General features: G+C 42.5%; 10 protein-coding genes. 5 read left to right on the top strand and 5 right to left on the bottom strand.

Features of this window, described 5'->3' with window-relative positions; all coding sequences use genetic code 11:
• Position 1 precedes the first annotated feature (1 nt).
• The 4 genes from K1J09_RS05455 to K1J09_RS05440 all read right to left on the bottom strand — a co-directional run bounded on the left by K1J09_RS05455 (position 2) and on the right by K1J09_RS05440 (position 4,262).
• On the bottom strand, positions 2-883 hold the full coding sequence (locus K1J09_RS05455) for a helix-turn-helix domain-containing protein (RefSeq protein ID WP_223323259.1): 882 nt from the start codon (positions 881-883) through the stop codon (positions 2-4).
• 455 nt (positions 884-1,338) lie between these two features.
• Positions 1,339-2,718, bottom strand: a complete 1,380-nt coding sequence (locus K1J09_RS05450; protein ID WP_317627835.1) for an ABC transporter permease — start codon at positions 2,716-2,718, stop codon at positions 1,339-1,341.
• Positions 2,719-2,794: 76 nt separating this feature from the next.
• Entirely contained in the window at positions 2,795-3,691 is an 897-nt protein-coding gene (gene htpX / locus K1J09_RS05445; RefSeq protein ID WP_223323255.1) for a zinc metalloprotease HtpX, read from the bottom strand.
• Between the two features lies 1 nt (position 3,692).
• The gene (locus K1J09_RS05440) at positions 3,693-4,262 is read right to left on the bottom strand and encodes a LemA family protein (protein WP_002898080.1); all 570 of its coding nucleotides are present in this window, start codon (positions 4,260-4,262) and stop codon (positions 3,693-3,695) included.
• A gap of 153 nt (positions 4,263-4,415) precedes the next feature.
• On the opposite strand from K1J09_RS05440, the gene K1J09_RS05435 reads away from it, so the two are divergent.
• The 5 genes from K1J09_RS05435 (at position 4,416) to rsmG (ending at position 10,286) form a co-directional block, all read left to right on the top strand.
• Positions 4,416-5,033, top strand: coding sequence for a TetR/AcrR family transcriptional regulator (locus K1J09_RS05435; protein WP_223323254.1), 618 nt, complete (start codon positions 4,416-4,418; stop codon positions 5,031-5,033).
• 62 nt (positions 5,034-5,095) lie between these two features.
• A complete protein-coding gene (locus K1J09_RS05430) occupies positions 5,096-6,379 on the top strand; it encodes an MFS transporter (protein WP_223323252.1) in 1,284 nt (427 codons plus the stop codon).
• Positions 6,354-8,690, top strand: coding sequence for an ABC transporter permease (locus K1J09_RS05425; RefSeq protein WP_223323249.1), 2,337 nt, complete (start codon positions 6,354-6,356; stop codon positions 8,688-8,690). The genes K1J09_RS05430 and K1J09_RS05425 overlap by 26 nt, the downstream gene beginning before the upstream one ends.
• 57 nt (positions 8,691-8,747) lie before the next feature.
• A complete protein-coding gene (locus K1J09_RS05420) occupies positions 8,748-9,491 on the top strand; it encodes an ABC transporter ATP-binding protein (protein WP_223323248.1) in 744 nt (247 codons plus the stop codon).
• A gap of 81 nt (positions 9,492-9,572) precedes the next feature.
• Entirely contained in the window at positions 9,573-10,286 is a 714-nt protein-coding gene (rsmG, locus tag K1J09_RS05415) for a 16S rRNA (guanine(527)-N(7))-methyltransferase RsmG (protein ID WP_223323246.1), read from the top strand.
• Positions 10,287-10,387: 101 nt separating this feature from the next.
• On the opposite strand, the gene K1J09_RS05410 is transcribed toward rsmG, so the two are convergent.
• Positions 10,388-11,377, bottom strand: coding sequence for a hypothetical protein (locus K1J09_RS05410; protein WP_223323244.1), 990 nt, complete (start codon positions 11,375-11,377; stop codon positions 10,388-10,390).
• Between the last annotated feature and the right edge of the window lie 30 nt (positions 11,378-11,407).

The raw sequence follows: 11,407 nt of genomic DNA, 5'->3' as shown, positions 1-11,407 counted from the left end.
TTTATTTGCACATCTGCAACTGCGAAAGGCAAATCCTTTCAAACTGAGCTTTGAGCTTCTGGGCAACACCGAAAGAATCTAAAAATTCCAAGAAAGATAAGCACTCCTCAATATCTCTCAGAGCATAGCTATTCCCAACCTTGTAGGAATAAAGAGCCCTATGATACTTAATCAGCATCCGATCATAAAGATCTGTCTCAGGGATTTTAGAATGGTCAAGATAATTGAGGAATCTCATAGCAACCAGCAAATGATTACTCTCTATGCAGACGCTGATAACATTAAGCAGCATCTTGATAATACGCCGGCGATTCTCCGGTAGATTATTATAAAACTGGGTGCGGTTAATCATCTCACTAGCAAAGGTCTCCAGTGTTTCCAAGGTCAATAGATCCACACTATTAGTAAAGAGCCAGAGCTCATAACGCCCCCACTCCTCAACGGAAAAGAGATAATCGGTCAGAAATTCTACATCTTTCTTGCTAATCTGAAAATCTGGACTGCAGGAAGACAATACTGCTCTAACAACAATTGTATTAAGCCTATAATTCTTCTTCTCAGGGAACTTTTTAGCCAAAGCTTCTGAGCTAGCTAATATACTTTGGAGCTTGACGACATTGTTTTCCTGATAAGCATCAGCTACTTTTTTTGAGAAAAGCGCATCATCTGCCTCAATGTAGTTATGGTAAACATACTGAAATTCGTCTAGAGAAACAGCCATATTCTTTAAGCAACAATAGAAAGAATCAAGCGTAATACCACTGACTCCCCGCTCAAAACGAGACAGCTGAGCCACTGAAATATCTCCGGCTGCCGCCTCTTTAAGAGACATATTTTTTGATTCTCTAATGACTTTGAAAATTTTTCCAAATGTTTTCAACATATTGAGCCCTCGGTTTCATATATGCAATAAAATTTTTTACTAAATTTAATATACTAGTAATATATTTCGAATATGTTACAAAAAAAATACTTTATATTTCCAAATAATACAAATAGATTAATTTGAAAGATAGGAATACTCAATATAGTGATTTTTCTGAAAGTTTTATGGTTTTCAAGAAAATATTGATTTTATAAGAATTTCAGAAGGGTTCAACCTGACAACTTGAAAACACTGGCTTTTTCAAACCTAGCCTCCTTACTTATACAAAAATAAACTTGGATGATCTAAGGTTTATAGATGACTGAAATAAAACTGTAACAAAATCTAAACGAATATTTTTTAGACATGAATGAAAGGAAGAAAAATAAATCTGCCTAATGAACTAAAATAGATTTGACTAAAAAAAGAGGGAATAGAATCATAAAATCCCCCCTCTTCTATTCCCTTCCGTATCAATCAGGCCAATCAACCATGTGGTCATACCCTTCGTCTATGGAATAGCCTATACTACCACGATAAGAGTATTCTAGCAATGATACTGACCCTTCAGTCAAGTCTTGGTCACTGTCGTTCTTGTTTAACTGGACTAACTTTCCGTCCTTAATTTTAGCAAAAAATTGCTTTTTGCTAGTAACATTATCCTTGTCTGTCTCCTCTATCTCAAAGACATAGTTTCCTGTCTGAAAGAGGGAATAGTCCATATCATGCAAGAATTTTTCTCCTGAATCTGAAGCAAAGAGCCTTTGCTTCAGATTCAGCTCAATTCTAATACTGATCCAAACATCTTCTTTTTCTAGCAATTTCTCATCAGTAAGATCAAAGAGAGAATTTAACTTGAAATCTTTTTCCTCAAAGCTCTTGGGTTTTGAGCGCTTAGGATTAGTTATGTACTCTACGGAAACCTCTGTATTCCCATAATGAGGAATGATATTAACACTCTCATCTATATTATCTAGACTTTTTTCTACATTTTCTTTCGTTTTGATTAGATTTTCTTGACTATTTTCCTTTTGGAGAATAACTCGCAGGATGGGAGAAGGTGTTGTTTTCGGATCAATAAACGCAGCTTCTTCAATGCCTCCTGCCTTATTGACTCGAACTTCTTCATAAAAAGAATGCTTGCCAATAGTTACTTTAAATTTCCCGATTGGGTATATATCATTAAAGTCTGGATTATTCGAATCTTCTTCCCCGTATCCACTCGGTACAGTCTCTACCTTAGCATCCATACCCCGCTTTTTGTACTCCTGCTCCAAGCTGCTGAGAACTCGGCTGGTTCGTGTTAATTGGGGAATGATAGGCTGAAAAAAAGCTACAACCATGAGCAAAGTTAGCATGCCATTAACCACATGCCCTGCCCAGAGCAGTGCCTTCTTTCTTTGTCCTTTGAGTCCATACCGAGCGTAAAGATAGCTGAGGAAAGACAAAATCGAGCATAGTGGCACAACCCCTATCAACCAGCGATAAGGTTCTATGGTTCGCGTATCTTTCAAAGCAGAGATGAATGGAAATAGCTGAAGCAACAGAGTCAGAATTAAACTGATTGGAGCCAGATGAAGCGAGTCCTTGCTTGTCTTTATACTCTGAATCAGCGAACGAAGGCTCAAAATCAGATAAATAAACAGATAGATTAGAACAACAAACTTAAAAATCATACTAAACATCATAAACTGCATTAATATGCTTGTCTTGCCTGAACTCAGAAATTCTATAGTAGATAGCATTAGAACTATAACTGCATAGCCACCCAAAGGGGCTATTATTATAGACAAAATCCAATTAACAATATAAAAAATTGCAAATAAATCTTTAGAGGCTTTTAGTTTTTTCATTATATTTCCTACTTACTATATTATTCGTCTATCATTATAGCATAAACAATAAAAAAACTGAGATTTCTCCCAGCTTTTACATATGCCTCAAGCGCTCCACCCGCTCTGAGATAGGAGGGTGCGTATAGAAAAGTTTCTTCAGACCGCCTTCTTTTTTAGGATCGCTGATATAGAGAGCTGCACTGGCATCATCGACATGATGCTCCATAGGCTCGCTGCGATCCAGCTTAAGTAGAGCATTGATCATCCCTTGCGGATTGCGGGTCAGCTCTACACTGGAAGCATCAGCCAGAAACTCCCGCTGACGAGAAATGGCCAACTGCACCAAGGTAGCTGCCAGAGGAGCTAAAACGATAGCAATCAATGATACGATAAGTAGAATAATTCCTAATCCACTATCGTTATCTCGATCATTACTACTCCGACGTCCGCCACCAAACCACATCATCCGGCCAGCTAGGCTAGACAACATGGTAATAGCACTGGCCAAAGCCACAGCAATCGTTGAAATTCGGATATCGTAATTGCGAATATGGCTGACTTCATGGCCAATCACTCCCTCAAGCTCCTCACGATTCATGATTTGCAAGATACCTGTCGTTGCTGCAACAGCTGCATTTTCAGGCTTAGAGCCGGTCGCAAAAGCATTGGGAGAGGGATCTTCTACGATATAGACACGTGGCATAGGAATCTGTGCGACCATGGCCATATCTTGAACAATATGATAAAGCTCAGGCGCCTCCTGCTCAGAGACCTCGCGAGCTCCGTTCATCGCCATGACAACCTCTGTAGACTGAAAAATCATCACTCCGGCATAAATCGCGCCGATAATTAAAGCTAACAAGATACCACCAACAGCAGACCGCAGCCAGAGATAACCAATAGCTGCTCCAACAAGAGCCAAGAGTCCGAAAAAAGCGATAAGGAGGAGCCAAGTCCTCCTTTTATTGCTGGCAATTTGATCAAATAACATCTTAGTCACCTAGTCCAGTGCTGCCAAAGTCAACTTTTGGCACAGCCTTTTCTTCTTCTGGTGTCTTGAGGAAGTCCGCAGCTTTAAAGCCAAAGATTCCTGCAACAATATTGCTTGGGAAAGTTTCCAGCTTGACATTGTAGTTGCTAGTAACTGAATTATAAAGCTGACGAGAATAAGCAATTTTATTTTCAGTATTGGTCAGCTCTTCCTGCAACTTCAAGTAGTTGGTATTTGCTTTCAGATCTGGATAGCTTTCAGCTACTGCAAAGATTCCAGAAATCTGACGAGAAAGGGCGTCGCTGGCTTGCATAGCTTCGGCTGGTGAAGCAGCTGAAGCTACCTGGTTGCGCAGTTGGGTTACCTTTTCCAAGGTTGCCTGCTCATACTTGCCATAGCCTTTGACAGTTTCCAAGAGGTTAGGAATCAAGTCATTACGGCGTTTGAGCTGCACATCGATCTGACTCCAAGCTTCCTGAGTCTGCATGCGGCTTTTAACCAAGGTATTGTAAGCACCAACAACGAAGAATGCTAAAACCGCGACAATAATAAGAATAATAATAAAAGTCATGATATACTCCTTCAATTTTGATTAGACTTATTATATCAAAAAATAGTAGAACTGTCTTTATTCTTGACATTGATTTAGAAAAGATGTACGATAAAGAAAAAAATGGACCGACTGTCAGTCGAATAAAATTTTACTACCAAAAAGGATGCAAGCATGGCTAATAAAAAAGACTTTATCTTAGATACCGCACAAAAGCTTTTTATGGAGCAAGGCTTTGACCAGACCTCTATCTCCCAGATTTTAGAAGCGACTCAAATCGCCCGCGGTACTCTCTACTATTACTTTTCTTCTAAGGAAGAGATAATGGATGCCATCATTGAGCGAACTATTGAACAAGCATTTACAGCTTCTCAAGCCTTTGCTAATAATCGTGAACTAACTGTCCTAGAACGCTTGGCTGGCAGCATAGCTGCACTGAATCTCAATCACCAAGAGGGAGAGGAAGTGCTACTGCATCTCAATCAGCCACAAAATGCACTCCTGCACGAAAAGACCAATCAAATTCTTCTTGAACGGGCGCCTCAGATTCTACTTCCCATCATCCAAGACGGCATCATCGCTGGACATATGAGGACTGACTATGCCTACGAAAGCCTGGAAATGGTTTTAACTTATTCGCTTCAAGTTTTTGGCAGCAGCTTTCAAGCTCTATCCCTAGAAAAACAGCAGCAAAAACTGCAGGCTTTTCTCTATCTTTTAGAAACTCTTTTTCACAGCCGGCAAGGCTACTTCGATCCCTTTCTATCTTTGATTCAGACTCAAAGCAGCTAGACAGCTAATTACTAGATTTACTATTTACACTTACTTGACATTGCAAGAATAAGGAGGTAACTATGAAACAATCAGGCTTTAGACTCTTTTTATTGATTTGGATTGGGAGCCTCATCTCGGAAATCGGCTCTGGTATGACTTCTTTCGCTTTAGGAGTTTATATCTTCCAGCTGACCGGTTTGGTTTCTGTTTCTTCTTTTGTTACTCTTTGTGCTTTTCTACCCGGTCTTTTGGTTACTCCTCTAGCTGGAATTCTGGCCGATCGCTATGACCGAAGATTGCTGATTGCCCTGGGAGATGGCCTGTCAGGCTTAGGAGTTCTCTGGATTTACTTTAGTCTGAAGAATCCTGCTTTGATTTTTATCTGTATCGGAGCTGCCATTAGTTCGCTCTTTTCAGCCTTGGTCAATCCGGCCTTTCGGGCTACGATTTCCGACTTGCTGCCTGAGGACCAGTTATCAAAAGCAACCGGTTTGTCTCAGATTAATGGCATTGCCCGCTATCTGATTTCACCAGCCTTGGCTGGAATGATTTTGGCGAGTGGACATATCAGCACGATTCTGTTGCTGGATTTTTCGACCATTTTCGTGACAGTAGCCTGCACCTTGCTGGCTCGTAGAGCCATTCATTCGCAAGTTTATAGCAGTGACAGTCGTTTCTGGGCAGATTTCCTTAAAGGTTTTCAAATCGTCTATGGGAAAAAAGGAATCTGGATTTTAGTCCTAGCTGGAACAGGCTTTTCCTTCTTTCTGGGAACTGTCCAAATCCTGCTTTCTCCCTTGGTGCTGGCTTTCGCAGACGCCAAAACAGCCGGCTGGGTCATGACCATCTCTAGCAGCGGGATGCTGATAGGAGGCTTGGTTCTGGGGATATTTGCTATCAAAAAACACTTCCATCGTATGCTCTGCCTCTCACTATTTCTACTGGGATTCTTCATGGTTGGGCTGGGAATGAAGGAAAACTTCATCTGGATTTGCAGCTTTGGCTTTCTCCTCTTTGCTGCCCTACCTTTCGCCAATACAGCCATTGACTACCTGGTCCGCATCAATATTAACAAAGCTGACCAAGGCAAGGTCTGGGGGACCATAGGGATTATTTCTCAGCTGGGCTATGTGCTAGCTTATGCCGGCATGGGTTGGGTCGCGGACACTCTTTTCAAGCCCTCACTGACTTACTTTGGCTGGCTGGCAAATTCTGTCGGAAAAATCATCGGTGTCGGAGGAGGCAGAGGCTATGGTCTGCTCTTTATCCTATCCGGTATCTCTATCAGCATTGGTGCTTATCTGCTCTCCCGAGCACGTTCAGTAAAGGAGCTGGAATATGTTTCAACGCTTGATAAAAAATGATTTAAAAGAAAACAAAGTCAGCATGCTAGTCATTGGACTTTTCCTGCTTCTGACTCTGACTCTGAGCTTTGCAGCCACTCGCCTGACCGTTAGTCTCACTAGCTCGATTGAGCGCTTTGTGGAAACAGCTAAAAGTCCTCACCTGCTACAGATGCACAGCGGAAACGTCAACCGAGAACGCCTGCAAAACTTCGTCCAGCAGCATCCGGAAATTGCCTCTTGGCAGCTGACAGACTTTGTCAATGTGGAAGGATCAGCCATCCGCATCAATGAGAAAAACTCACTTCAGGACAGCTCCCAGGATAATGGCTTTTCCAGTCAGAACCAAAACTTTGACTTTCTGCTGGATCAGAATAACCAGCCTGCCCAGCCTCAGCCAGGGCAAGTTTATATCCCCCTTTATTATTACAATAGCGGAAAAATCAAAATCAGCGACAAAATAAGGGTCGGCAAGCTACGGCTAACTGTCCAGGGATTTATCCGAGATGCCCAGATGAATGCCGGTCTAGTCTCCTCCAAACGCTTCCTCATCTCACAGACTGATTTGCAGACTCTGAAAAAAGAAGCATTTGCATCTAATGAGAACCTGATTGCCTTTCGAGTGCATAAGCTTAGTCAGATCTCAGCTGTCGAGCAAGCCTATAAAAATGCCGAGCTCGAGTCCAACGGACCGCCTATGATTACCTATCCGACTATCAAGATGATTAACGGCTTCAATGATGCTCTAGTCATCCTAGTCATGGGGCTGCTGGTTGTGGCTATCATTGGCATCACCTTTCTCTGCATGCGCTTTGCCCTCTTGACCAAGATTCAAGAAGAACTGCAGCAGATTGCCGTTATGAAGGTGATGGGATTGCCCCAAAGCTTTATCAGCAGGGTCTACCTGACCAAGTATTATTTCTGCCTAGCTCTGGCAACCATCGTAGGATGGGGACTGTCCTTTCTTCTGAGTGGTCCTTTTAAAAAGCAGATGGCACTGTCTATGGGGCAAAGTCCGACGCCCTTCTATAGCTATCTTCTGGAAATGCTAGTAGCTCTGTTGCTCTGTCTCTTGGTCTTCTGGCTGACTGTCCGTCCTCTCAGCTCCTTTAAGAAAATGACACCCGGCCAAGCTTTAAGATTAGCTTCTTCCAACAGTCTGACCGAGACGCGTTCTACTCCGAAGATGGGTTTACCGACTATCCCCTTCTTAGACAGGCCCTATTTCGCCCTGAAAACGATTCTCAGTCATAAGAAACTCTATTTGACTATCTTGCTCATTGTCAGTCTGATTAGCTTGCTTATCCTGCTGCCAGCCAGTCTCTACAGCACTGTGATGGACAAGAATTTCATTCAGTATCTGGGAGCCGGTCAGGCAGATGTGTTGGTTGATATTTCTCAGACTGAAGATATTGATACCAAGGCTGCCCAGCTTCTGAAAGAACTGCGGGCAGACAAGGATATCGCAGAGATCAATCAGTACCAGAGCCAGAATTTCTCCTATCAAGACCAGCAAGGTCAGACCCAGCAGTTGCGGGTAACTCTGGGAAACCATGCGGGATTTCCAGTCAAATACAGCCAAGGCCGCTATCCTAAAAACGAGCATGAAATTGCTCTCTCCAAGCTTAAGGCAGAAGAGCTCAAGCTAAATGTTGGAGACAGTCTGACCTTGACGGTAGACGGTCAAACCAGAAAACTAAAAGTAGTCGGTATCTACTCGGACCTGACCTACGGAGGCAAGACCGCCAAGGCTGTCTTTGTGACAAAGCAAGCGCAAACGCTCAATAGTCTGACGACCATCCGTCTTAAAGATGCTAGCAACAAAGCTCAAAAAATCAACGAATGGAAAAAACGCTATTCCAACTATAAATTAACCGATGTAGAAGACTTTTTCCATCAGACTTTTGATGACACGCTAGCCATGCTCCGCCTGATTCAGACCAGCGTTTTCTGGACAGGACTGGGAATCATCTTCATCCTTATGACCCTCTTTGTCTATATGATTTTCACCAAGGACCAAGCTGACTTGGCACTTTATCGGATGCTGGGATTTGGCAGTGAACGACTCAGGAGCCACTACCTGCTCGCTGTCTGCTTCATCTTGATGCTGGCTCTGGCAATAGCCGACCTGCTGCTCCTTAGTCTAGGGCAAGAAGTCTGCAGTCTGCTGCTCAGCAGCTTCGGTATCAGCAAACTCCAGCTCATCATCAATAAGCCCCTTACTTTTCTATGGACACCGCTGGCTCTGCTTCTTAGCGGACTTACAGCAGCACACATCAGTCTCCGAGCTCTGAACAAGCTGGAAATTGGACGCTATCTCAAGGAACATTAATCTTAAGCAGATAGCTTTCGAGAGCTTAGCATTTATTTTACATCCGAGGAGAAGCCTATGTTATTAGAAGCACATAACCTCAGCAAAAGCTATCAGGAAAATCAGGAGCCCATTCTCCGTGATTTGTCGCTAGAGATTGAAAGCGGCCAATTCATCGCCATCATGGGGCCGTCTGGCTGCGGGAAATCCACTCTTCTCAATCTTCTGTCCACCATTGACAGACCTGACCAAGGCCAGATTCTTTACCAGGGACAGGACTTGCTAGCTATGAAAGATAAGGACTTAGACCGCCTTCGCAGAGAGGCTTTCGGCTTTGTCTTCCAGCAGGCAACCTTCCTGAAAAATCTCAATATCCTAGACAATATCTGCCTACCGAGTATCATTGGTAAGAAAGGCAGTGAGCGAAAGGCAGCCTATGAACGAGCCAAGGAGTTAATGGCTCTGACCGGGATTAAGGACATTGCCAACCGCTCTATCCATCAAGTATCGGGCGGCCAGCTCCAGCGAGCCGGCATCTGCCGGGCTCTCATGAACCAGCCTCGAATCATTTTTGCTGACGAGCCGACAGGAGCGCTCAACTCTCAGGCTGGCCGTCAAGCTATGGAGCTCATGCAGCACTTCCACCAGCAGGGCGCCAGTATTCTCCTAGTGACGCACGATGCCAGCGTGGCTACCTATGCAGACAAGGTTCTGCTCATTTTAGATGGCAAGATAAAAAAAGAAATTCTCTTTGACCCAGCTACTAATCAAGATGAGCGCCGCCAGCTGCTCTTGGCGGACCTCAATCAGATTGGCATATAAGAAAAGAGGCATTTTGACAGAATGCCGGGGTCTCCTTTTTATGATATAATAGGATGAATACTGACAAACAAGGATGAAACTATGACACCGCAAGAATTTTATCAGCTATTGAGCCAGCAGGGAATCGAGCTGAACGACCGCCAGAAATACCAGTTTGAGCGTTATTTTGAACTTCTGGTTGAATGGAATGAAAAAATTAATCTGACAGCTATCACCGAGAAAAATGAAGTCTATCTCAAGCATTTCTATGATTCAATAGCACCCGTTTTGCAAGGTTTGATTGATAATCAGGAGCTTAAGCTACTAGATATCGGAGCCGGGGCCGGCTTTCCTAGTCTCCCTATGAAAATCATCTATCCTCAGCTGGATGTGACTATCATTGACTCGCTCAACAAACGCATCAACTTCCTCAAACTGCTGGCAGAAGAGATCGGGCTGGACAAGGTTCACTTCTACCACGGTCGTGCAGAAGACTTTGCTCAGGACAAGGCCTTTCGGGCCCAATTTGACCTGGTCACTGCACGGGCAGTCGCTCGCATGCAAATCCTGTCTGAACTGACCATTCCCTACCTGAAAGTTGGCGGGAAGCTCCTGGCGCTCAAGGCTTCCAATGCTCCGGAGGAACTGGAAGAAGCAAAAAATGCCCTCAATTTACTCTTTAGCAAGGTCCAAGACAACCTCAGCTATGCCCTACCAAACGGCGATCCCCGCTTTATCACAGTGGTAGAAAAGAAGAAAGAAACCCCCAATAAATACCCCCGCAAAGCCGGTATGCCAAATAAAAGACCGTTATAAGAAAAAAATCAGGCAAGGATTGCCTGATTTTTTATGTCACCGACTAGAAGCTCAATATAGAAAAGAGATGCTACAAGACTACCGCAAGTATAAAAAGTCACTTACTTACTGTCCTGTTCCTCCAGTTTTAAAACACTGATAAATTCTTCATAAGAATTGACCACATGATCTCGACTGTCTTTTGTGATACTGCCATAAACAGTTAAGTTATCAAATAACTGCTTATCTTTTGGAATTAAAAGACTGTAAATGTCTGACATCAGTTTAGGATCTGTCTTATCCGTCAAAAGATATAATTGACCTCCTTGCTTCGTCATCAAATCGTAAGCTTTAGGGTATTCGTCCTTTAGGCGCCAGTCTAAGGATTGTTTAACAACGGAGGAAGTAAAATGGATTGAATTGAAACTATTTATATCATCAGAATAGTAAACCTTTAAATTCGTAAACAAGCCTAAATTATAATTTAAACGTTTGTCAAATGTCTTTTTTGTCCCCTTAGGAAAATCCTCTATTCTCCCATTAGACATATTAAATAGTACCCATTTACCCTCTTTCGTTCCTACTCCAGTTTTTTGTAAAGGAAGAGTCCTATATTCTTGATTATTGTAGGTGTAGAAACTAACATTACGCCCAGGAATGGGAGAGTATTGATCATCATAATTCTTAACCGCTTTTATTAAATCATATTCTTTTAAAGACAAATTCTTCGTACTTGTGTCATATACCTGAATTTTCCAAAATTCTCCCAAGCTCAACTTATTTACATCAAAATTTTTATCGCTAGATTCATGGACTAGTTGATAGCTTTCAGTAGACAAATAATGCTTACCATGGATTACCTCTCCATATCTTAGCGGTATATTCTCATTTTTTAATTTTTCAGAAGCATTTTGACCATCATTTTTAGAATCTACCGATTTCCAAGAAATTACCAACCCCTGTCTATTTGCAATAAACTCATAATCATTTGGCTCGATAGCAGTTTTAACTTCCTGATAACGGCTCTGCGTTAAATACCGATACGCATCATAAGCACCAACTAAAGACAAAACAACTACGAGAACTGCTATTAATTTCCATTTTTTCTTCATATTACTCCTTCCCTTTCAGCACGTAAGTCT

The sequence above is a fragment of the Streptococcus sanguinis genome, from assembly GCF_019928825.1.
GTDB classification, from domain to species: Bacteria; Bacillota; Bacilli; order Lactobacillales; family Streptococcaceae; genus Streptococcus; species Streptococcus sanguinis_L.
The sequence above is the reverse complement of the archived record's forward strand: the minus strand, read 5'-3'. Positions and strand labels throughout refer to the sequence as shown.